Annotated in this window: 21 protein-coding genes and 2 pseudogenes; 8 read left to right on the top strand and 15 right to left on the bottom strand. The window is 29.7% G+C overall.

What is annotated here, in order from left to right; all coding sequences use genetic code 11:
- The first annotated feature begins 32 nt into the window (after positions 1-32).
- Positions 33-659, top strand: a complete 627-nt coding sequence (gene aat, locus PHEL85_RS12570; RefSeq protein ID WP_036825479.1) for a leucyl/phenylalanyl-tRNA--protein transferase — start codon at positions 33-35, stop codon at positions 657-659.
- Between the two features lie 64 nt (positions 660-723).
- Positions 724-1260 carry a hypothetical protein gene (locus tag PHEL85_RS12575; protein WP_036825482.1) on the top strand — a complete coding sequence of 179 codons (537 nt, stop codon included), beginning with the start codon at positions 724-726 and terminating at the stop codon, positions 1258-1260.
- Here PHEL85_RS12575 and PHEL85_RS18275 read toward each other — a convergent pair.
- Complete coding sequence (locus PHEL85_RS18275) at positions 1257-2036, bottom strand: RluA family pseudouridine synthase (RefSeq protein WP_316931378.1); 780 nt, start codon at positions 2034-2036, stop codon at positions 1257-1259. The two genes, PHEL85_RS12575 and PHEL85_RS18275, sit on opposite strands and share 4 nt — an antisense overlap.
- A 4-nt stretch (positions 2037-2040) precedes the next feature.
- On the opposite strand from PHEL85_RS18275, the gene PHEL85_RS18280 reads away from it, so the two are divergent.
- Positions 2041-2169, top strand: a complete 129-nt coding sequence (locus PHEL85_RS18280; RefSeq protein ID WP_316931379.1) for a hypothetical protein — start codon at positions 2041-2043, stop codon at positions 2167-2169.
- A gap of 220 nt (positions 2170-2389) precedes the next feature.
- Here PHEL85_RS18280 and PHEL85_RS18285 read toward each other — a convergent pair whose 3' ends face one another.
- Positions 2390-2932, bottom strand: a complete 543-nt coding sequence (locus tag PHEL85_RS18285; RefSeq protein WP_316931380.1) for a hypothetical protein — start codon at positions 2930-2932, stop codon at positions 2390-2392.
- Positions 2933-3185: 253 nt separating this feature from the next.
- Here PHEL85_RS18285 and PHEL85_RS12585 point away from each other — a divergent pair, with 253 nt between their 5' ends.
- On the top strand, positions 3186-3584 hold the full coding sequence (locus tag PHEL85_RS12585) for a DUF1842 domain-containing protein (RefSeq protein WP_036825485.1): 399 nt from the start codon (positions 3186-3188) through the stop codon (positions 3582-3584).
- Between the two features lie 88 nt (positions 3585-3672).
- On the opposite strand, the gene PHEL85_RS12590 is transcribed toward PHEL85_RS12585, so the two are convergent.
- Positions 3673-4632 carry an L-threonylcarbamoyladenylate synthase gene (locus PHEL85_RS12590; protein ID WP_036825487.1) on the bottom strand — a complete coding sequence of 320 codons (960 nt, stop codon included), beginning with the start codon at positions 4630-4632 and terminating at the stop codon, positions 3673-3675.
- A 469-nt stretch (positions 4633-5101) separates the two neighbouring features.
- On the opposite strand from PHEL85_RS12590, the gene PHEL85_RS12595 reads away from it, so the two are divergent.
- Entirely contained in the window at positions 5102-6070 is a 969-nt protein-coding gene (locus tag PHEL85_RS12595) for an IS110 family transposase (RefSeq protein ID WP_081965153.1), read from the top strand.
- A 119-nt stretch (positions 6071-6189) separates the two neighbouring features.
- Here the strand turns inward: PHEL85_RS12595 and PHEL85_RS12600 are convergent, their stop codons facing one another.
- The 12 genes and pseudogenes from PHEL85_RS12600 to PHEL85_RS12650 form a co-directional block, all read right to left on the bottom strand.
- A complete protein-coding gene (locus PHEL85_RS12600; RefSeq protein WP_036825491.1) occupies positions 6190-7263 on the bottom strand; it encodes a Fic family protein in 1074 nt (357 codons plus the stop codon).
- A 120-nt stretch (positions 7264-7383) separates the two neighbouring features.
- Positions 7384-7950, bottom strand: a pseudogene (locus PHEL85_RS17405) (IS30 family transposase); the annotation flags it as partial.
- Between the two features lie 11 nt (positions 7951-7961).
- Positions 7962-8390: a helix-turn-helix domain-containing protein gene (locus PHEL85_RS17410; RefSeq protein ID WP_052108563.1), complete on the bottom strand. Its 429-nt coding sequence runs from the start codon at positions 8388-8390 to the stop codon at positions 7962-7964.
- Between the two features lie 164 nt (positions 8391-8554).
- Positions 8555-9391: pseudogene (locus PHEL85_RS17785) on the bottom strand (IS3 family transposase); the annotation flags it as partial.
- Positions 9349-9807 (bottom strand): helix-turn-helix domain-containing protein, encoded by a 459-nt coding sequence (locus tag PHEL85_RS12615; RefSeq protein ID WP_036825498.1) that lies wholly within the window; start codon positions 9805-9807, stop codon positions 9349-9351. The pseudogene PHEL85_RS17785 and the gene PHEL85_RS12615, both read right to left, overlap by 43 nt.
- A gap of 344 nt (positions 9808-10151) precedes the next feature.
- Positions 10152-10451, bottom strand: a complete 300-nt coding sequence (locus tag PHEL85_RS12620; RefSeq protein WP_036825501.1) for a type II toxin-antitoxin system RelE/ParE family toxin — start codon at positions 10449-10451, stop codon at positions 10152-10154.
- Positions 10444-10692, bottom strand: coding sequence for a type II toxin-antitoxin system ParD family antitoxin (locus PHEL85_RS12625; RefSeq protein WP_036825503.1), 249 nt, complete (start codon positions 10690-10692; stop codon positions 10444-10446). Before PHEL85_RS12625 ends, PHEL85_RS12620 begins: the two co-directional genes overlap by 8 nt.
- A 207-nt stretch (positions 10693-10899) precedes the next feature.
- Positions 10900-11400 carry a GNAT family N-acetyltransferase gene (locus tag PHEL85_RS12630; RefSeq protein WP_036825505.1) on the bottom strand — a complete coding sequence of 167 codons (501 nt, stop codon included), beginning with the start codon at positions 11398-11400 and terminating at the stop codon, positions 10900-10902.
- 142 nt (positions 11401-11542) lie between these two features.
- Positions 11543-14725, bottom strand: a complete 3183-nt coding sequence (locus PHEL85_RS12635) for an ABC transporter permease/M1 family aminopeptidase (RefSeq protein ID WP_036825507.1) — start codon at positions 14723-14725, stop codon at positions 11543-11545.
- Between the two features lie 2 nt (positions 14726-14727).
- Complete coding sequence (locus PHEL85_RS12640) at positions 14728-15600, bottom strand: ABC transporter ATP-binding protein (protein WP_036825509.1); 873 nt, start codon at positions 15598-15600, stop codon at positions 14728-14730.
- Between the two features lie 72 nt (positions 15601-15672).
- Positions 15673-15879, bottom strand: a complete 207-nt coding sequence (locus PHEL85_RS12645) for a helix-turn-helix domain-containing protein (protein WP_036825511.1) — start codon at positions 15877-15879, stop codon at positions 15673-15675.
- A 1-nt stretch (position 15880) separates the two neighbouring features.
- Positions 15881-16396, bottom strand: coding sequence for a DUF2975 domain-containing protein (locus PHEL85_RS12650; protein WP_036825514.1), 516 nt, complete (start codon positions 16394-16396; stop codon positions 15881-15883).
- A 337-nt stretch (positions 16397-16733) separates the two neighbouring features.
- On the opposite strand from PHEL85_RS12650, the gene PHEL85_RS12655 reads away from it, so the two are divergent.
- Genes PHEL85_RS12655 through gatB/aspS form a run of 3 tightly spaced genes read left to right on the top strand, consistent with a single transcriptional unit; the run spans position 16734 to position 21738 of the window.
- Positions 16734-17000 carry a hypothetical protein gene (locus tag PHEL85_RS12655; protein WP_036826355.1) on the top strand — a complete coding sequence of 89 codons (267 nt, stop codon included), beginning with the start codon at positions 16734-16736 and terminating at the stop codon, positions 16998-17000.
- Positions 17001-17002: 2 nt separating this feature from the next.
- Complete coding sequence (locus PHEL85_RS12660) at positions 17003-18403, top strand: amidase family protein (protein ID WP_036825516.1); 1401 nt, start codon at positions 17003-17005, stop codon at positions 18401-18403.
- Positions 18403-21738 carry a bifunctional amidotransferase subunit GatB/aspartate--tRNA ligase AspS gene (gatB/aspS, locus tag PHEL85_RS12665; RefSeq protein WP_036825519.1) on the top strand — a complete coding sequence of 1112 codons (3336 nt, stop codon included), beginning with the start codon at positions 18403-18405 and terminating at the stop codon, positions 21736-21738. Before PHEL85_RS12660 ends, gatB/aspS begins: the two co-directional genes overlap by 1 nt.
- Positions 21739-22004 lie beyond the last annotated feature (266 nt).

Consider the following 22004-nt stretch of genomic DNA (forward strand, 5'->3'; position numbering starts at 1 on the left):
GATGAGGTTTTTTTGTTAACTACTTTTACAAAATGATTTGGCTAACAGATAAAATTGAATTTCCATCATATACATTTACTACAGATGATGGTATTATTGCTTTAGGTGGAGATTTATCTGAAGAACGATTAATCTATGCTTACAAAAATGGAATTTTTCCATGGTTTTCTGAAGGAGAGCCAATAGTTTGGTATTGTCCTCATGAGAGAATGGTTTTATTTCCTGATGAAATTAAAGTCTCTAAATCGATGAAAAAAGTCATCAATAAAAATGAATTTATAATTACTGAAAACAAGGCCTTTGAAGAAGTAATCTATAATTGTAAAAACGTTGAAAGAAGTGATGGTTTTGGAACTTGGATAACTGATGATATGGAGCAAGCCTATATTAACTTACATAAAAAAGGAGTCGCAAAATCTATAGAAGTTTGGAAAAACGAAGAATTAGTTGGTGGTTTGTATGGATTAGAAATAAATAATATTTTCTGTGGAGAAAGTATGTTTAGTAAAATTTCTAATGCTTCAAAATTAGCATTTATTCATTTAGCTAAAAATAAAGATTATTCATTAATAGATTGTCAAATTTATAACGAACATTTAGCAAGTTTGGGTGCAAAAGAAGTAGCAAGAGAAACTTTTTTAGAGATTTTAAAAAGTTAATTTTTTTCAATTCTTAAGAAAAGGAACAATTTTTGATTCAATTGTGGCAACCCAAAGCTATAATATGAAAAAACTACTACCAATAATGTTGCTTTTTTTAGCAACGCAAACTTCATTCTCTCAAGAAAAATTAGGAAAACCATTTTTTACAGGTTCAGGAAATGTAACTTTATCTATAAATGAGCATTATACCTTAGATCCAGATGATGGTGAACCATTTTTGGTGCCAAATGCTATTTTTTTTAGAATGGGATTTGGTTATGAGTTTAAAAAAAGAGTTGCTTTAAGTGTAAATGGTGGTTTTGATTATCATTGGAACTATGCTGTAAGTGCGTTTCCAACTTATTTTAGTTTAAAATATAATATAACTGAAGATCAAGGAGATAATTTTTTTACAGAAGTAAGTTATGGTAAAATGTGGCGACCTTCAGTAAATTACCCAGATGGAAATTATTATAGAATAGGATTAGGAACTCAGGTTGCAGGATCAGCAAGATGGAATACAATTTTTAGATTAGATTTTCATAGAAAAGGAATTATTGGTTTTGAAAATAACAGATTAGATAGTATTTCCTTAGGAATTGGATTTTTATTTTTTTAAAAATCAGGAGCAACTGTAAAATTCATTATTTTATTTGTTGATGGATGCGAAAACTCAATAAATTCTGCATGTAAATGCAATCTGTTTTCTTTTTTTCCATACAAATCATCACCAACAATAGGCATATTTAACCCGTTTTTATGAGCAGCATGTACTCGTAATTGATGCGTTCTTCCTGTAATTGGATAAAAATAAACTTTAGTTTTACCATTTTCTTTTTTTATGACTTTCCAATGTGTTTCAGCATTTTTACCATACTCGAAATCTACTAATTGTCTTGGTCTGTCATCTAAATCTACACGTAAAGGAAGTTTTATTTCCCCGATGTTTTTAGACAAATCTCCATCTAATAAAGCAACATAACGCTTTTTAATGGTTCTTTTTATAAACTGACTTTGTAAAATTTTATTTGCTTCTTTATTTTTGGTTAACAATAAAATTCCTGAAGTAGACATATCTAAACGATGCACAATTAAAGGTCCTGTAGCTTCAGGATATTTCTCTTTAATCCTTGTGTAAACAGAATCTGAAATGTTTTTTCCTGGAACTGATAAAAACTCAGCTGGTTTGTTTATAACTAATAAAACATCGTCTTCAAAAATGATTTCTAACTCTTGTTTTTCAGCTAAATTTTCTAATAATAAATTGTCATCCATTTTTATACCATCTAACATATGAGATAAAATGGGTTTACATCTTCCTTGGCAAGCAGGATAATAGTTTTTATGTTTTCTAATTGCTGAATTTGGTGAAATTCCCCACCAAAATTCTGCCATACAAATGGGTTTTAAATTATTTAAAAAAGCATATTGCAATAATTTAGGAGCAGAACATTCACCAGAACCAGCAGGTGGTTTTATATCAGGATTATTAAAAATATCTAATAAGTTTTTTTGCTCTTTTTTTTGATTTAAGAATGCGTAATTTTTAAAAAGTGTCTGTTGTAAATAATTAGATTTCTCTGTTCTTCTTTTCTTTAGTGATTTAATTTCATTTTCAAAAACGGCTAACTCTTTTTTCTTTTTAGCAATTTTATCTTTATAATATTCTTGAAGTTCTTTATAATAAAACTGGTTGTTGAAACTTTCTTGAACTAACTTTTCATTTAGTTTATTTAAGTCAGAATCATTTAAGGTTGAAATTCCAGTTTTCTTTCTAGTTTTTCTATCTTTTTTTTAAATTTCAATTTTTCTCTTTCCAAAGTTAAATCGTCATCAATTTTTTTTGATAGTGTCTTTAAAGACTTCTTTAAATATAAGTATGTTTCATCTTTTTTTATTTGAGATAATCTTTTGTTTATTTGGTTAATTTCTTCTTCTCCTTCAAGATAAAAACTACCATTTGATCTCATATTAAATACTGGTGGAACAAATTTTTCTGGGAAACTATTATCAGCTAATTTTCCTGAAAATGAAGCTAAATAACCAATCTCATTTTGTTGGTTTTTAACAACTAAAACTCCAAACATTTTACCAATTGCTAATGAGGTTTCTTTATCCGAAAGTCCAAAATTATGTTTAAAATCAGATTGGTTTTCTAAATATCCTTGAACTTCTTCTGCAGCAATTTTAGCCAAAGGATGAGGCTCATAATAAAAAGGGAAAGTAAACTTCTTTGGAAGTTCAATGTCTTTTATTGGACTAGAAAATTTGATAAAATGTTTAAAGATCAATTTGGATTGTGTTAGCTATATGGTTTACAAAGATAGATGTAAAGCGAATAATTAAAAAGAATAATGAAACAATTGTTTTTACTTGTATGCTTGTACTGGTTTCTTAAAACAGGTGTTAATACGATGAAAATCAGCAATTTATTTTTATAGGTTTGTAGGGTAATTATTAATTGTACGGCCGTAATTTAATAATTATAAGAGGTGAAACCGAAAAACCTTTAAATAGAGTAGGGTAAAAATAAAATTTAAAATAATGGAAAATTCATCAGCATTAGCAGGAGCATATTTAACAAAAGGAACTATTGGCAACGTTGGAATGCCTGGAGCTCCAATTGCACATTTCTCTTTAGTAGTAGTGCCAGCAGCAAATAGTGTATCTGGAACAGTAGAAGTTACACAAGCAATTTCAGGCCCAAATAGTAAAATAGTTGCCCAAGTAAAAGGCCAAATTAGAGCTACAGGTTTTGGAAAGGTAACCAAAATTGTTAGTTTAGAAGGAGAGTATGTACAATCCGTACCACCACCAGCAATTGGTTCTTATTTAAGTAAATTTTCTGCTCATATGGCTATTGATAATAGTTGGAATGGACAAGGAGGGTTTTCTTATGGTAACACAGATATAGACGATGTACCAGTAAAATCTGACAACTAAAATTTAACCAGTTTTATTGTTAAAAACTAACAGAAGAAATAATTACAGGAAAATTGATGTTTTAAAAATATTTTTTTCCTGTATTTGTTTATAAGCTAAAGGTTGCACGTTGTAATCGATCATTAATAGATTTTCCTAAACCAAATTCAGGAAATCTTTCTGCAATAATTACATCTAATTTCTGATGATCTAATTCGTGTAAAGAATCGTATAATTTTGAGGCAGCTTCTTGCATAGAACCTTTTTCTGATAATCTTATTTCGGTTAAAGAAGTATCATTTAAAGAATTTTTAAATACTAGAACACCAATTTTTTTACCTAGATGTTTTTTAACTTCATCAGCAACATTATCAACTAAAAAAGTACGGGTTGAAGGAGCATAATGTCTTGCTAACATCCCTGGAGCATCAGGGCTTTCTTCTTTCTTATTTTTGATGGAAATCTTCCCAACTACAGCTTCAATATCTTCAAGTGCTAAAGCTCCTAATCTGTAAATTATAGGTTTATCGTTTTCAAAGCCAATAATGGTAGATTCAATTCCGTTTTTACAAGAACCTCCATCTAAAACCATTTGAATATCATTTTTAAAATAACGTTCTACATGTTCTGGTTTTGTTGGACTTATACTTCCAAAAGGATTTGCACTTGGCGCAGCCAAAGGAAATGGTAATTGTTTTAATAACTCTAAAGTTAGAGGATGATTAGGAACACGAACTGCAACTGTACCTTTTCCTGCAGTAATTAAATCTGGTATTTTAGCATTCTTTTTTAAAACTAAAGTCATAGATCCTGGCCAAAAAGCATCTGCTAATAATTTTGCTTTTTTAGGTACATGAGTTATAATATCTTTTAAAGATTCAACTGAAGGAATATGTACAATTAAAGGGTTGAAAAATGGTCTTTTCTTAGTTGAAAATATACTTTTAATGGCTTTTTCGCTGAAAATATTACCAGCTAAACCATATACTGTTTCAGTAGGTATTGCAACCAATTCTTCTTTTGTTAGCAACTGTATTGCTTTTTGTATGTCTTTAGAAATAATATTCATAATTCGTTTGCAAAATTACGTATAAAATTGAAGTTTTCATCAAAGTTAAATTTCATTTTTTTTGGGGATGAATGCTAGGAGAAAATACCTTAAACCACAAAAACCTTTAATGGACTAAAAAATCGATAGATTTTTCGAACGTTGTTGTGTAAGATTAGTTGCGTGTTTCAAGCAACTAATTTAATAGATTAATCACAAACGGCGAAATTCCGGAGGAATTTCTCAAGTGAGCTATAACTAGCAATAAAGTTTATACGGCTTAAGTTTGTCTTTTAATAAATTTGATATCTAATCAGAAAGAATAAAAGAGAGAATTAAGGTTAATATATACGGTGAAGCTTTCGACTTCGACAACATTGGTAATCCTCTCTCTTTTCTACTATAAATCACGTTCAGTTCTGTGAGACCTAGATCTCGTTTTCAAGTTGTTGTGAGTCCTGGTAGGTTATTCTTTCATAAATCAGTTTTTATGAATAAATATAAGGAAATTTTTGGAGTTGACATTAGCAAAGATGTGTTTGATGTTTATGGAAGTAAAAGTGGTCATAATCAATTTAAAAATGATGTATCTGGATTTAAGTTTTTTTTAAAAAGACTTCCTAAAAATTCATTAGTAATTATGGAAGCCACAGGTTATTATCATTACAGATTAGCTCAGTTTTTATACAAGCAAAGTGTTATTGTCTCTGTTGTCAATCCATTATCAATAAAGCGTTTCATTCAAATGAAATTGGCAAAAGTTAAAACAGATAAAAGTGATGCCAAAGCAATTTGTGATTATGGAAAGATAAACGAAGTTCCATTATATAATGCTCTTACAGAAGTTCAAAGTGAATGTTTACAACTCTTTAGATGGTTAGATAGTTTAATAAAAAAACGAACAGCTACCAAGAATAAAATTCATGGAGAAGAAGTCTTAGGGATTCCATCAAAATGGGTTTATCGCTCGTTAATTCGTGTTAAAAAGCATTTAGAAAGAGAGATTAAAGGTATAGAAGAAAAGTTACTTACTTTAGTAAAGCAAGAACAACAAGTTCAATTAACTCTTTTAACAAGTATTCCAGGAATAGGATTAAAGACAGCATTGTTTTTAATTGTGGTAACAGATGGTTTTAAAAAGTTTGAAACAGCTTCTCAACTTTGTAGTTATATAGGAATCACACCAACAATAAGAGAATCTGGGAGTAGTGTAAGGGGAAGAGCAAGAATTAGTAAGGTTGGTAATAGAAAGCTACGAAACCTTTTGTTTTTGTGTTCATTTACAGCTTGTAAACATAATAAAGGCTGTAGAGAAATTTATGAGCGAATTGTAAACAAAGGTAAGAGTAAGAAATTGGCATTAATTGCAGTTTCTAATAAGTTGTTAAAACAGAGTTTTGCGATTGCCAAATCTGGATTAGCATATGATGAAACTTATGTTTCTGTTTTGTCTAAATAAATAAGTTAAAAAAAAAAATAAAGCTCAAAATACCAAGTAAAAGCATTTTGAGCCTAAAATAATATTGAATAAATTTAACGAAGAAAATAGTTGTTTTTTAGCTCAGTTCTTTGTTGTACTTAGTGCTTTTTCAATATTTCTATCAATTTTGTATTTACATAAACGCTTTCTCTTCCGATTTTTTGAGAAGTTAATATTCCAATTCCTTCCATTTTTTTTAAATATCGTGAAGCCGCTTTTCTTTCTACGTTTAATTTTTCTACAACAAATTCTATTTTCGAATAAGGTTGTTCAAAGAGTAATTCAATTAATTCTTTTCTGTAAATTTTAGGTTCTTTTTCTTGTGCAAATATTATAGTTTGATCCAATAATATTTTAATTGAATTTATTTTCTCAATGGTTCTATTTGACGTTACTTCAACAGCCTTTAGCATATAAATTATATATTCAGACCACTCGTCTTTACTGTTAACTGTATTTAGTAAACGATAATAATCTGCTTTATTTTCGTTGATATATGAACTTAAATATAAAATAGGAATATCTAAAAGGTCGTTTATGATTAGGTATAAAATATTTAGTATTCTTCCTGCTCTTCCATTTCCGTCATAAAAAGGATGAATACTTTCAAACTGATAGTGTAAAATAGCTAAATTAATTAGCGGATTTAAATCGTTTTGTTTAACATTAAAATGTTCTAAGAAATTGCCTAATAAATCTAAGATTTCGTCTTTTTCTTGTGGTGGTGTATAGACAATTTCTCCAGTTTTATCGTTTTTTAGCACAGTTCCAGCCATTGAGCGAATTCCAGCATTATTTTCGATAATGGTTTTTTGAATAGTTTCGATATCTTTTAATTTTAAAAATCCTTGTTTCTGAATTAATTCAAAACCAGAAAAAATAGCACTTCTATAATTTATAACTTCTTTAACTTGAGTTGGTTGTTTTGTGTTTGTAGCTAAAGCTTTATATAATTCATCTTGTGTCGTAATAATATTTTCTATTTCCGAACTATCTTTAGCTTCTTGTAAGACAACAGCATTGATCAACATTTCTTGATTAGGAATAGTTTTAGCAATTCCTTTTAATTCTCCTAACGAATTTGAGGATTTACTCAATTGACGAAGAATTTCAATAGTTTCTACTTTTTCTCTTTTTGGTGGAAGTTTTGCAAGTTTATTGATTTGGGACATTTTATCTCTTGTAAATTATATATGTACCAAAAATACAAAAAATAGTTCAATTAAATTAAATATGCGATTTCTTGGATTCAATGTTCTAACGCAACAAAGCGTTTATGTTTTTTGATGTTACTAAGCTACAAATTTAAGTTCTAAATCCATCATTTCTTTTGGAGTTTTATATCCTATAATTTTTCTTGGTCTGTTGTTCAATTTTTCTTGAATAGTTTGGAGTTTATTTATGTCAATTTCATTGAAGTTTGTTCCTTTTGGGAGATACCTTCTAATGAGTCCATTTGTATTTTCATTTGTTCCTCTTTCCCAGGAAGAATATGGATGTGCAAAGTATATTTTCATACCTGTATTTTTAGTAATTATTTCGTGTCTCGCCATTTCAATTCCGTTATCATATGTTATTGATTTTTTATAAATAGGATTTAATTTGTTTAATATTTTAGAAAACTCATTAGCTACTTCACCTGCTTTTTTAGACTCTAATTTTACTATTAAAGTAAATCTAGTTTTGCGTTCTACAATAGTTCCAATAGCACTTTTATGATTTTTTCCAATAACTAAATCTCCTTCCCAATGTCCCACTTCATTTCTAAGTTCAATATGTTGTGGTCTGTTGTCAATGCTGACTTGATTTATAATTTTACTTCCACCACCACGTCTTTTTTTAGGAGTTCTACGTCTTGTTTTTTTACGTACTAATAGTTTTTGATTAGTTTTTTATTTAAACGAGCTTGTGGTCTAGTATAAATGTGTCTATAAATAGCTTCGTGTGAAATAGACATTATTAGATTATTAGGATACAACTCTTTTAATCTTCCAGAAATTTGTTCAGGAGTCCAGTTTGATAAAAGTCCTTTGTAGACAAAAAATTTGAGTAAAGAATAAGTGCTTATTTTATCTAAATTTCTCTTGTTTAAATAATCTTCTTTAGCACACCAATGAGCAAGTTCAGCATGATATTTATGTTCTTTTTTTTGCACCCATTTATTCACTTCTCTACCGATAGTTGAACGAGATCTATTGAGTTTAATTGCTATATAAGATTTAGACTTTTCTTCATTTAAAAGAGTCTGAATAATCACTCTTTCTTTCAAAGTTAATCGTCTATGTTTTTTTATTTCCATTTTACAAATCTATAAATTTAGATTTGTTGCGTTAAGTTATTGAATGGAGGAGTGGTTTGTATTATACTGATATAGGTTGACCTTTTTTTAGTTTAATTTATACCGTTCAAACAATTTTTTTTAGCCGTTTAGAAGGCAAAAAATAGTTTGAACTAGTTCTGTTGTTAAATCTTAAGTTCAGGTAAATTTACATTATTTTTTCGATAGGATTTGTATTTGATGTTAGGATTTAGATGGACTTCAGCAGGTTTTCTGAGATCTATGCTAAAATGAGTTCTCAAATTGTTATAAATATAGACGGCTTGATCTGTCATTTTTTGTGCTAATTCAGTGTTTTTAATGTTTTGTTTTAAACCATATTCATATTTCAAAGTTCTATTAATTCGTTCAGCTACAGCGTTTTCATAGGGATCGTATTGTTCAGTCATACTTATTATAATTCCATTTTCTTCAGCAAATGCTGTGTATTTAGGGTTACAGTATTGAAAACCTCTATCCGAATGATGAATAATTTTTTGATTGTGATACTTTCTGTTTTTAATAGCCATAGCAAGCGCATCACTGCAAAGCGATGTTCTCATATGGTTATCTATTTTATACCCCATAATTTGCTTAGAATAGGCATCTGTTACTAAGGCGAGGTAATTATGTCCATTCTCGGTTTTAATGTATGTAATATCGCTTACCCAAAGTTGTTCAGGTCGAGTAGGCACGTGGTCTTTAACCAGGTTTTTATATTTTTTGTACATGTGGTTTGAGTTTGTCGTTGTGATGTAATTTTTAGTTTTAGGAATCAAAAGATTATTAAGTCTGAGGAATCGATAGAATTTGTCTCTACCTATCTTAATATCAGCGTTTATAAAGTCTTTTTTAAGCTCAGCATAAAGTTTTATTCCACCAGTTTTAGAACCTACTTTTTTGCGGTATTGCTTAACTAATTTGATTAGTTTTTGATGGTCTACTTCTTGTTTTCGTTGTACTTTGAGTCTTTTGTAGAAGGCTTGTTTGCTAACCCCAAAACATCCATAAAGCCACTTTCTTTTATACGTGCCTTTTTCTTTAGCTCTATCTCTTTTGCTAATGTTTTGGGTAATGACTTTTTTGACATATCAACGCCTGTAATAAGTTCCATATCAGCGATAATGTCCTGTTGGAAGTCTTTTTGAAACTCAAGTTCTTCAATCTTTTCCTTTAGCTTTTTAATTTCATCGTTTTTACTCATACCTGTATTTTGTTGTACTAAGGTACTGTATTTTCTTAACCAATAGGTAATGGTTGTTCTAGGAACATCATATTTTTTTGAAGCTTGGTTATTGGATAGTTGTCCGTTAAGAATTTGGTCAACGACTAAAAGTTTGGTTTCTAAAGTTACTTTTTGATAGCTTTTTTTTCGCCAGTGTTCATTTTTTGTTTTCATAAGTGACTGTAATTAATTGCTTAATTTTTAGTCAACCTATTTCAGGAAAGTTCATTTCGTCAATGAATGGCAACGGTTTTGTGTATGATTAGTTGTGTGTTTTAAGCACTAAAGTTAGCAAATAAATCACAGATAGAAAGTCCGCGAGGACTTTCGTAAGTAGGCGAGAAGCCAGCAATAAATTATATACGGCTTAAGTTTGTCTTTTAATAAATTTGATATCTAATCAGAAAAAATAAAGCTCAAAATACCAAGTAAAAGCATTTTGAGCCTAAAATAATATTGAATAAATTTAACGAAGAAAATAGTTGTTTTTTAGCTCAGTTCTTTGTTGGGTGTAGTTTTTATTCTGTCAGTCTATTTTTTAAATCCATTCTTTCGTGTAATATTCTAATAATTTCAATTTCATTCTTAGAAGTTGAAGAATAAAATATTATATGTTTTTCAGATTTTAATCCTAGTAAATTTCTATTTATTCCGTTGTAAACTTTTCCTAAATCAGGGTTCTTTCCGATTTCTAAACAAGCAAATTTAATTGTCGCATAATATTTATCTGCTTGAATTTCAGACCAGTTTTCATAAGTATAATTCCATATGTTATTTAGGTCTTCATTTGCTTTTTGTCTAAACGAAATTTTAAACATTCTTTCGTTTTTCAGACTTTAATTTCTTTAAGTTTTCTTCGAAGTCAAAGTTTTCAACTATTGGGCTGTTCAGTCCTTCTTGGATAGCATTTCTTAAAGCAATTACCTTACTTTCTTCGTCTTCTAAGAGTCGGAGTCCTGCACGAATTACTTCACTCACATTTTTATATCTTCCAACAGTAACCTGTGAACTTACAAACTGGTCAAAATAATTCCCGAGTGATATTGATGTATTTTTCATATTTAATAAATTTACTCAAATTTACCAATTTTTGGTAAAAACTCCAAATTTATCTCGTTTTTAAATTACACCCAACGTTATTGTGTATGATTAGTGGCGTTTTTAAGCACATAATTTAGCAAATAAAAACCAAATAGAAAATCTACGAATATTTTCGTAAGTATGCGAGAACAAGCCATTAATTATACACGGTGTTGGCGGTAGTTATTATAATTCCTTTTCGTAAAGATTATTAATTGATAAAGGTAATTTCTTCATTCCAACTTTCTTATAACCTATATTTTCGTAATAACTACAAAGTCCTCGGTTTTTCGAATCGGCATAAAGTCTTAAAAATTTACAATTAAAATTTTTTGCATTGCTTGCAATTTTTTCAAGCACTTTACTTCCAATTCCTTTTCCGTTATATTCTTCCTTAATCACTAAAGAATGTATATATATTGCTTTTTCATTTTGTTTCCCCCAATACAACAAATCTTCATTTAAAATTCTAACCATCCCTATATTATTACCTTTCAGATTATCGATAAAAAAGAACTCATTATTTTGAATTCCTTCCTCAACCCATTTTATTTTTTCTTGGGGTGGATTTTTCCAATATTGCCAATGGTTAATATTCATCTTGTTTATTTTCTCTGCGGTTTCCTTAAATAAGTTCAGGACTAATTTTTTGTCTTTAATATCAATTTGTTTAAACTTAATATTCATTTATTGATTTTTTGCTCTAATTACCGACTACGGACTTGTAAATACTCCTTAATTTTTGTTAAACAGTTAGTAAGTTATGAGTTGTATACGTTATTGGTGTTAGTTTTATTATTGATTTAAGATCTTTTAAGAACACCTTTTATTAATTTTCTAGTAAGATACTTTTAAACAGTTTATCAATTTTAGCTCTACTATTTTCATCTATCGAAACCTTGTAAATTTCATCAAGTAAATCCAAAGACGTTGACTTTTTAGGATAAGCATTGTTTATCAGAAAATTTTTAAGCGCTTTGTTTACTTGATCTTCCCCAATTAAATTACTCAATTTTACCATAACAATGGCGCCTTTTGAGTAGGCTATGTGAGAATTTCCATATTTTACTTTGTAAAGTGGTTGATTTTCATAATAGCCTTTTTCGTTATCATAAATTTGCTGATGAATTTTTAATCGTTCCATCATTGCTTCCTTTCCATACATTTTTTTATACAACATCATTTCTGTGTACATCGCCAAAGTCTCAGTAAGCATTTGAGCACCTTCTCTTTCATCTGGATTTATTTGGTTATTTCCCCACCATAAATGCGAAAGCTCGTGTCCTGCCAACTCATTAATGACGTCTTGCTTTTTATCACTTTGAATATTGGTATGGAAAATCATATCCTCCGTCATAAATATAGCAGAAGGATATGCAGTAGCAGCAAAACCACTTGTGAACGATGATACCTCAGCAAAATTTATACTGTTAAAAGGATAAGCTCCAAAGTTTTCGATACAATAATCTAATGTGATTTTTGCATTATTGATGAGATGATCTACATTTTCAAAATGATTTTCAGTATAATAAATAGTAATATCAATACCTTTATAAACAGTAGATTTTTGTTGATATTCTGCAGAAGACACAGCAAAACGAAACGGAATATATTTTGCTTGATACTCAAAGTAATTTCTATTTTTTGCAGACCACTTCTTTATTAAATCTCCTGTACCAATTGCAGTTTGATTGTTGCTGGTAGAAACGGTCATTTTTAAATTAATAAAGTCATTTTTAAAAACTTCTGGTGCTTCTATTTTTTTTAATTCTGAAATTTTATCTAACTGAAATTCGTCTCGTTTTTGTGGATTGTCCAATTCAAAATAGGTATCATAACCAATGGTTGGAAAGTAATTACTAATGCGCATAAACGAACCATTGTTGATGATAGCATTAAACGATTGATGACCATTTACTGCAAACCATTTGTAAGATAATTTAAAGTTTACAGTAGCTTCTTCATTGGGTTGTAAAGGTTTCTTTAATTTAATTTCGGTTGTAAAAGCATCAATTTTCAAGTTTTCATTTGGGCTCGTAAATACTGCATTTTCAATTTTTAAATCTGGATGAAAGTTGATTAATATTTTTTCAATCGGACTATCAGTTAGATTTTTCAATAGATATTTTCCTTGAATTTTATAAGCATTGTTAGAAGGAAACAAATCAATTTCTGTAGTAACATCTGTAATGGTTGGTTGTTCTAAAAGTTTAAAACTGCTGTATATTTTTTCATAGTTTACAGCTTCCGCATTAGTTTTAGTTTCATTTTTTGGCAGATAACCATTCATAAAATAGATGCCAGTAAAAACTCCCAAAATGACTATAATAATAACCGAAATAGACTTCTTGTAATACCACACTTTTGTCTTTATAAGTCCATTTAGTAACCAAAGTAAAGCAATAACACTAGCACCAAATAGTAAGCGTTGAAAAAAGGCAAAAATGTATATTCCAAATCCGTTAAAATCGCTATATCCACCTTTAAAACCTGAAAATATTTGTAATAATGGATAAGGCAAAATCATTTTAAAAATTGGTGTAGTAAAAACAAGTACAGCAATGGTGGATACACCTAAACTAACAAAGCGATTTTTAAAAACAGCATTAGTCAATAATGCAAAAGCCGAAAATAACAACAACGGAAAGGTATTAAAAATGAACACACCAAAATAAGCCTTAAAATCAATTGTTGGATAGTTATAAATGAATTGAAAAACGATAGCTTCCGCTACTAAAAGCAACGTAAAAAACCCAATTAAAATAGTTATAGAAACTAAATGACCTTTCAGTTTATTTTTTGAAAAATAGGTACTTTTTTCTATAAATTCAAAATCTGAAGTTTGACTTCGCCAATACAAATCGTTTATAAAATACGTCAAAATCAGCATCCCAAGAAAATGAAAGTTTTTAATGATTACAGTTGCCAAAAGTCCCGAACTTGCATATTTTTCAGGTAGCCTGATGCCTTTATCTATTTCGGCATACATTTCCATACCAACATAAAATAGCAATAATAAGGAAACAGCAACTATGGTAATACTTTTAAAGAGATAAATCAAATCTATTTTGGCAAAAGAAATTACCGATTTTAAACTTGCCGATGCATCAAAATATAATTTTGAAATGACATTTTTATCTAGTTGAATTATAGAATTTTTTGGATTTAATTTTAATTTTTCACTAGTGCCTTTTCCTCTATTTAAAGAAAATGAAAATAACCGATAACTCATCCATAAAAAGAATCCTGAAACGTAAACAACCAACAATCTATTTATTAAAAGTAGATTTGACAAAGACACAATAGATGCATTTCTATCTTGTACCGAAAATGTTCTTGCTTCATAAAAATATGCTGAAATACCAAAAGGATCTAGCAATGCAGAAAGTTGTTGCACAGCTAGCGACTGTGGCAAACTGTTAGACATAAATGGCGAATTTGAAAACACCAAAAGCACCATATATAATACGTAAAGTAACAAGCCTCCAACAACTACTAACAATTTTTTTCGAGTTGCATAAGCAATGAAAAATAAAAAACTACATACAGAAAAGCAATTAAGAAATCCGAAAATTAAAAGAGGATACAAATAATGCCACAAATTGAAACCAGCTTGCATTTCGTCTCCAACGCGTAAATTCTGCCCAATAACAAAACCTAAAATCAAGAATGTAAAACATAAAAATGTCTTTAAAAAAAGAAACCAAAACTTACCTTTTAAATACGTCACTTTTGAAAATGGAAGTGCAAAAAACAGCACATCAAATTTGGAGTCCCATTCTTTAAATAAGAGTTGACTAGAAAACGGAATAGCAAAAAACAGAATCACCAGACTTAACATTCCCATCATAAAACCAATGGTATATGGCGAGTTGAGATATATGCCTTCACCAACCGTTAGATTAAATTTTAGTCCACAAAAAAGGCCAACACCTATAAGTGCCAAAGCAAATAGAATAATAACCCAATGTTTGGAACTGTGTTTTAATTCAAATTGAAAAATGGTATTCATAATTACTTATTTTGATTTAGCGTGTAAAAATAAACGTGTTCTAAAAGCGGTTTTATAGCTGTAAAACCAGTTGGCTGCTGTTCAGAAAAAACAGTAATCTGCAATTGTCTTTCAATTAGTTGCTGACTAATGATTTGAAAATTTTCTTGATAGTTTTCCAACTCATTTTGATTGATTGCTTTAGACCAAATTTTGCCTTCCAGTTCTGTAATTAATGCTTTTGGCTGTCCTGTTTTTAAAATTTGTCCTTTGTTCATTATGGTCATTTGTGAGCATAAATTTTTCACATCTTCAACCAAATGTGTAGAAAGAATAACCACAACATCTGCACTTATGTCATTTAAGAGTGTGTTAAACCTGTTGCGCTCTTCAGGATCTAAACCTGCTGTTGGTTCATCAACTATAATAATTTTTGGCTTACCCAATAATGCTTGAGCAACACCAAAACGTTGTTTCATTCCACCAGAAAACGTGTGCACTTCTTTGTCTTTAAAATCCCAAAGATTCACTTTGTTTAATAAGTATTGAATTTGCGTTTTACGCTCAACATCATTTTTAACACCTTTTAAAATGGCAATATGATTTAGTAAATCATAAGCACTCACTTTTGGATACACACCAAAATCCTGTGGCAAAAAGCCTAGGTTTTTTTTAATAAAATTAGGTTCACCTACAACATTAATATCGTTAAAAGAGATACTTCCAGAAGTTGGTTTTTGTAGTCCAACAATGGTTTTCATTAAAGACGATTTTCCTGCGCCATTAGGACCTAAAAGACCAAACATTCCGTTATCAATTTTTAGCGAAAGATTCTGTATAGCCTGATGTTTGTTTTTGTAAGTAAGGCAGAGATTTTTAATTTCTAGTGTGTTCATAATATTGAGTTTAGGCAGTATAATGTTAGGCAACAGTTTGTTGCTTTTAAAAAAATGATATGTTTTAGGATGTTATTCTTCGGTGTATTCTAAAATATCTCCAGGTTGACATTCCAGCGTTTTGCAAATGGCTTCTAAAGTTTCAAACCGTACACCTTTGGCTTTTCCTGTTTTTAAAACCGAAAGATTTACAGGTGTAATTCCTATGTTATCTGCCAATTCTTTACTTTTCATTTTCCGTTTGGCGAGCATTACATCTATGTTTATAATTATTGGCATATTAAATATATAAGTCTTGTTCGTCCTGTAATTGCAATCCTCGTTTAAAAATATTGGCGAAAAACAAACTGAAAATTCCGAGGATAAAATGGATAAATACTAAAGCCCAAATAAAGGATTCAATAACTACGAAAAAACTAGAGAAAATCACAATGGGCAATGGAACAAAAATATTAAAAAGATAAAATCGCTTTAATTCGGAAACATTTTTTAGGGTAAATAATTTAGGCTGAAAAAACACTTTAAATAATCTTGCTGCAAGTAAAAAGAAAATGCCATAAACCAATAAAGGCAATAAAAATGAAAAAATAATGTACGGAAGATTATTCTCTATATTAAATAAAGCTTCATTGGTAAAAGGATAATTTAGGTGTAATCTTTGGTTGTCTTTGTAGGGCTCAATGCCATATTCAGTTAGCAAACTAAATGTCGAAAACACAAAGCTAACAAGATAAATAGCAGCTATAGAATAGCATATATAATGTAATATTATGGAAATTATTTTGGTCTGTTTCATTTTAATGATGCTTAATTATATCGCAAATATATAATTAATTATCGTAAAACGATATTTTAAAAAAAATAATTACATAATTTCTGGAATATAGTTAATCTATCCTGACTAATTTTTTAATTACCGCCAACGTTGTTGTATAAGCTTTGTTGCGTTGTTTAAGCAATGAATTTAGTAAATAAAACACGAACGGAGAAATTCCGGAGGAATTTCCCAAGTGAGACAAAAATATAAGCTCGATCGAGCTTTTTTTTAATTAAAGAAATACACCTCGCAATTTATTTTGAGGTTTCAAATTAATTGTCATTCTTACGAAAGTGGGAAACTAAAAATAGAAGAGATGAGTAAAATTATGACAGTGGACGTATTGTCTAGTATTAAAGGAGCACAGCCCTCAGAAACTGTGAACAAATTATTTGAAGTAATTAAAAAAGCAAATACTACAAATAACTCATTTAATAAAAATCATAATAATGCTGTGTCTTTAGATGATCTAAGAGAAGATGTTGTCATTGATAGTCCACAAGCCGAAAAACAAATCATTATTGAAAATTTTCCGAAAGAAAAGAATGGCTTTTTAGTAGTTTCTAAAGTGATAGAAGAATAATTATGGAATCGCAAATACATAAAATTCATCAGCAATTGATGAATAAAGAAATTACTTGTACCCAATTAGTGCAAGAAAGATTAGATTTATTAAAATCAAACACAAACAATACAGTCAATTCACTTTTAGACACTTTAGCTTTAGAATTAGCTGCAAAAGTAGATGCTAAAATTGCAAACGGACAAGAAATTGGTTTGTTAGAAGGAATTCCTTTTGGAATTAAAGATGTATACATGGTGCAAGGAACGTATACAACTGCAAGTTCTGATTTACTAAAAAAATACAAGTCTTCTTATACTGCAACAGCAATTCAAAAATTATTTGATGCAGGTGCAATCCCGTTAGTAAAAGAAAATTGTGATTCTTTTGGACATGGTTCGTCATCAGAAAACACCATTTTTGGAGCCGTAAAAAATGCGATCAATCCAGATTTAGTTGGTGGAGGTTCTAGTGGAGGTTCTGCAGTAAATGTTGCAAAAGATTATACAGTATTTTCAATTGGAGGAGATACAGGAGGTTCTGTTCGTCAGCCAGCAGGTTACAATAATATTTACGGATTAAAACCAACCTATGGAAGAATTTCTAGATACGGTTTAATGGCGTATGCTTCATCAACAGATTGTGTAGGTCCAATTGCAAAATCTATAGAAGATATTAGAATTGTTTTAAATGTGATGAGTGGAAAGGATATAAAAGATCAGACTACTTATCAATCAGAAACAATTTTAGAAGACAATATTTTAAATGCTGATGAAATTAAAACCATTGGTTATTTTAAAAATTTCATCGAAAATGATGCTATTGATGCACAAGTAAAATCAGATTTTTTAGCATCCATAGAAAAAATAAAAGCAAAAGGAATTGAAGTAAAAGAGTTAGATTTCTTTGAATCAGATACGTTAGTTTCTACATATTACACTTTAGCAATGGCAGAAACTGCTTCTAATTTATCTAGATTAGATGGTACAAATTACGGAGCAAGAATTGAAGGAGATAATTTAAAAGATACGTATTCTATTACACGTTCAGAAAATTTTTCTGAAGAAACAAAACGTAGAATTGTTGGTGGAAATCAAGTATTATCGCAAGGTTTTTCTGATGAAATTTATTTAAAAGGATTGAATTTGAGAGATCAGATTTCTGATAATTTTGAAAAAGATTTTAAAGAAGTTGATATTATTTTATCACCAGTTACACCAAATTCTCCGCCAAAAATAGGAGACAGTTTAAGTGATCCTTTAGCAATGTATTTGTCAGATGCTTATACGGTTGGTTTTAGTTTAGGACAATTACCAACTTTAACTGTACCACAAGGAACAGAAACAGGATTGCAAATTACAGCAGCAAAAAATAATGACGAACTCGTTTTGAAGTTTGCTAACTTCTTAAAAGATACGATATAATGGAATTGGAACAATTAAATGAGCTTTTAAAAAAGCACGATTTAGAGTTAGTAATTGGTTTAGAAACACACGTTCGTTTAAATACGAATACCAAATTATTTTGTTCTTGTGCAAATCAAGAAATTGAAGAACCTAATAAAAATATCTGTTCTGTTTGTACAGGACAAATGGGGGTTTTACCATCTATAAATAAAGAAGCAATTACAAAAGCAATTTATTTTGGAAAAGCGGTAAACTCTACTTTTAAAAATGAAGTTATTTCTTGGGATAGAAAGCATTATGAATATCCAGATAATCCAAAGAATATTCAAATAACACAGTTTCATAATCCTGTAATTCCAGACGGACAAGTTTCTTGTTATAGAAATGATGGAACTCAGTTTACAGTGAGTTTAACGCAAACTCATATTGAAGAAGATGCTGCTAAATTAATGCACGAAAAGAAAGTTTCTTTAGTCGACTTTAACAAAGCTGGTGTTCCGTTAATAGAAATTGTAACAGATCCTTGTATTCGTAATATCGAAGATGCATCAACCTATGCACAGTATATTCAAAGAATTGTTCAGAACTTAAAAATATCCGAAGCAAACCTAGAAAAAGGTGAGTTTAAAAGTGATGTTTCTGTATCGCTTAGAAAGAAACATACGTATAATTTAAACCCAAGAACAGAAATCAAAAACTTAAACTCATTTAAGTTTATGGTAGATGCTTTAAAGGAAGAAGTAGAAAAGCAATTAAATTATTATATAGAAAATAAAGCGTTTAGACCAGATCAAACAACTGTTTTATGGGATGCAGATTTAAAGCAAACCAAAACAATGCGTAAAAAGGAATTTGAAGCAGATTATCGTTTTATTTCTGAACCAGATTTACCATTTGTAAACATTAAACAAGTTGTAGAAAGTATAGATGTAGATGTAAGTTCTTTACCTTTTGCTGTAGAATCTATTTTGATTAAAGGTGGAGTTTTACCTCAAGATGCAAAGTTTTTTACTGCAGATGCTTTACGTTCTAAAACTTTTGTAGAAATTAATAATGTAATTAAAGATCCTTCTTTTGTTGCTAAAACTTTAGTAAACAATCTTGGAGCAGATGAGTATGCAAATATTCATAGTGTAGATCAATTGATTGAAATTTTTCAATTATTTAAAGAGGATAAAATTACTTCTGTTTTAGTTCAAAACGGAATTACATCTTACTTAAAAGATAGAAATTTCGATTACAACAAATACTTTGAAGAAAATACCATTTCAGAAGATCAAATTAAGGCTGCTGTTTTAAAAGTAATATCAGAAAACGAAGCTATTGCAAATGATATAAAATCAGGAAACCAAGGTAAAGCAGGTATTCTTGTTGGTAAGGTAATTGGCATTATTGGTAAAGGAGCTTCAGGGAAAGTAATTCGTCAAGAAATTTTAGATAACCTTAAAGGAAATTCTACAAATAAGAATACGAATGCAAAAGTTGGTCAACCTAATAAAGCAAATGGAGATCAACCAAAGGCAAAAACTGAAGAAGAAACGCTTCCAGAAATTCCTATTGTAATTAAAGAAGAATATAGAACTCATAAAATTTCTCAATTATCAGAAGAATCTATCAAAGAAGAAGTAACTTTATCTGGTTGGGTTTCTAGTGTTAGAGATCACGGAGAGTTAATTTTTATCGATTTAAGAGATTCTAGCAATCAAATATTTCAAGTTCGTTTAAGTAGAGAAACTTTCCCTAATCTAGATGAATTGGTAAAGCTAAAACCAGAAACCGTAATTATGGTTACTGGAGTTGTAGTTCAAAGAAACGAAGATGATTATAACGCAGGTTTAAGAACTGGTAAAATAGAATTAGAAACAGCTGCATTAGAAATTTTAAACTTATCTAAAACGCTTCCTTTTGAAATAAAAAGAGCGATGAAAACGAATGAAACTACTCGTTTTCAGTATAAGTTTTTAGATCATAGAAATGATGAAGTTCGTAAAGCAATTGTAAACAGACATAAAGTAATTAAGTTACTTAGAGATATTTTAGACGAGGAAGAATTTTTAGAAATTGAAACTCCAATTTTAACTGCAGGTACAGATGAAGGAGCAAGAGAATTTATTGTTCCTACAAGAAAACAAGCAGGTTCTTTTTATACATTACCGCAAGCGCCACAACAGTTTAAGCAAATGTTAATGGTGGGTGGTTTTGAAAAGTATTTCCAAATTGCACGTTGTTTTAGAGATGAAGATTCTAGAGGAGATAGACAACCAGAATTTACGCAATTAGATATTGAAATGGCATACGCAAGTATGCAACAGATTATCGATTTAAACACCAAAATGTTTAATGAAATTGTGAAGAAAATTTATGGTAAAAAATGGATTTTACGTCCTTTTGAAGTAATAACTTACAAAGATGCTATGGATAAATATGGTTGCGATAGACCAGATTTACGTTATAGTTTAGAAATGCAAGATATTACAGATATTGTAAAAGATACAACTTTCCAAGTTTTTAGTAAACCAATTGAAGACGGTGGAATTGTAAAATGTATTAAGGTTTCTGCAGAAGAGCAAGGAAACAAACGTATGTCTAAAGGACAAATAGAAAACTTAACTGCCATTGCACAACAAAATGGTTTAGGTGGTTTGGCATATATTATTGTAAATGAAAACGATTTACAATCGCCAATTATTAAATTTTTAGGCGAAGAAATTGCAGCTAATATTATAAAAGCTACAGATGCTCAAGTAGGAGATATTGTATTTTTCTCAGCAGCAGATTATGCAACTGCAAATAAAGCATTAGATGCTGTTCGTCAAGAAATGGGAAGAATCTTAAAATTGATAAACCCTAAAGAATTAAGACCAGCTTGGGTGGTAGATTTCCCTATGTTTGAAAAAACAGACGAAGGAAGATGGACATTTACACACAATCCTTTTTCTATGCCAGCAATTTATGATTTAGAAAAGCACATGAATGGAGAAGGAGATGAAATAGGAACCATTATCGCGCAACAATACGATTTAATCTTAAATGGTTATGAAATTGGTGGAGGTTCTGTTCGTGCACACAAAGCAGATATTTTAGAAGCAACCTATAAAAATATGGGTTACAATAAAGAAGAAATGATGAAAAGTGTTGGAACGATGTATAAAGCGTTTCAATATGGAGCACCACCTCATGGAGGAATTGCTTGGGGAGTAGATCGATTAATGATGATTTTAGAAAAGAAAGCTTCTATTAGAGAAGTAATGGCTTTTCCAAAAACAGGATCATCAGAAGATTTATTATTTAATGCACCATCTATTCTTTCTGATAAGAAAGTAGAAGAGATGAATGTAAAAATAATGAGGTAATTTTTTTAGATAAAATTTGTCTAATCAAAAATCTATGTTATTTTTGTTCCATCAATGAAGAATATTTTAAACAATACATGGTGGTGGAACTCTCTTATTAAATAAGTGAGAAGTATACTATATGTAAAAATATAATAAAAAGGCTTATCTCACGATAAGCCTTTTCGCTTTTTATTAAGCGTCATTACGAGGAGTTTACAACAAAGTAATCTCTTTATAAATAAACAGATTGCCACAGCAAATTAAATTTTTGCTTCGCAATGACA

Source organism: Polaribacter sp. Hel1_85, assembly GCF_000766795.1.
Taxonomy (GTDB): domain Bacteria; phylum Bacteroidota; class Bacteroidia; order Flavobacteriales; family Flavobacteriaceae; genus Polaribacter.

Excerpts from the sequence above, each read along its gene's own strand:
- aat (WP_036825479.1), top strand. The coding sequence starts at position 33 with ATGATTTGGCTAACAGATAAAATTGAATTTCCATCATATACATTTACT.
- PHEL85_RS12575 (WP_036825482.1), top strand. The coding sequence starts at position 724 with ATGAAAAAACTACTACCAATAATGTTGCTTTTTTTAGCAACGCAAACT.
- PHEL85_RS18275 (WP_316931378.1), bottom strand. The coding sequence starts at position 2,036 with ATGGCAGAATTTTGGTGGGGAATTTCACCAAATTCAGCAATTAGAAAA.
- PHEL85_RS18280 (WP_316931379.1), top strand. The coding sequence starts at position 2,041 with ATGGGTTTTAAATTATTTAAAAAAGCATATTGCAATAATTTAGGAGCA.
- PHEL85_RS12585 (WP_036825485.1), top strand. The coding sequence starts at position 3,186 with ATGGAAAATTCATCAGCATTAGCAGGAGCATATTTAACAAAAGGAACT.
- PHEL85_RS12590 (WP_036825487.1), bottom strand. The coding sequence starts at position 4,632 with ATGAATATTATTTCTAAAGACATACAAAAAGCAATACAGTTGCTAACA.
- PHEL85_RS12595 (WP_081965153.1), top strand. The coding sequence starts at position 5,102 with ATGAATAAATATAAGGAAATTTTTGGAGTTGACATTAGCAAAGATGTG.
- PHEL85_RS12600 (WP_036825491.1), bottom strand. The coding sequence starts at position 7,263 with ATGTCCCAAATCAATAAACTTGCAAAACTTCCACCAAAAAGAGAAAAA.
- PHEL85_RS17410 (WP_052108563.1), bottom strand. The coding sequence starts at position 8,390 with ATGGAAATAAAAAAACATAGACGATTAACTTTGAAAGAAAGAGTGATT.
- PHEL85_RS12615 (WP_036825498.1), bottom strand. The coding sequence starts at position 9,807 with ATGAAAACAAAAAATGAACACTGGCGAAAAAAAAGCTATCAAAAAGTA.
- PHEL85_RS12620 (WP_036825501.1), bottom strand. The coding sequence starts at position 10,451 with ATGTTTAAAATTTCGTTTAGACAAAAAGCAAATGAAGACCTAAATAAC.
- PHEL85_RS12625 (WP_036825503.1), bottom strand. The coding sequence starts at position 10,692 with ATGAAAAATACATCAATATCACTCGGGAATTATTTTGACCAGTTTGTA.
- PHEL85_RS12630 (WP_036825505.1), bottom strand. The coding sequence starts at position 11,400 with ATGAATATTAAGTTTAAACAAATTGATATTAAAGACAAAAAATTAGTC.
- PHEL85_RS12635 (WP_036825507.1), bottom strand. The coding sequence starts at position 14,725 with ATGAATACCATTTTTCAATTTGAATTAAAACACAGTTCCAAACATTGG.
- PHEL85_RS12640 (WP_036825509.1), bottom strand. The coding sequence starts at position 15,600 with ATGAACACACTAGAAATTAAAAATCTCTGCCTTACTTACAAAAACAAA.
- PHEL85_RS12645 (WP_036825511.1), bottom strand. The coding sequence starts at position 15,879 with ATGCCAATAATTATAAACATAGATGTAATGCTCGCCAAACGGAAAATG.
- PHEL85_RS12650 (WP_036825514.1), bottom strand. The coding sequence starts at position 16,396 with ATGAAACAGACCAAAATAATTTCCATAATATTACATTATATATGCTAT.
- PHEL85_RS12655 (WP_036826355.1), top strand. The coding sequence starts at position 16,734 with ATGAGTAAAATTATGACAGTGGACGTATTGTCTAGTATTAAAGGAGCA.
- PHEL85_RS12660 (WP_036825516.1), top strand. The coding sequence starts at position 17,003 with ATGGAATCGCAAATACATAAAATTCATCAGCAATTGATGAATAAAGAA.
- gatB/aspS (WP_036825519.1), top strand. The coding sequence starts at position 18,403 with ATGGAATTGGAACAATTAAATGAGCTTTTAAAAAAGCACGATTTAGAG.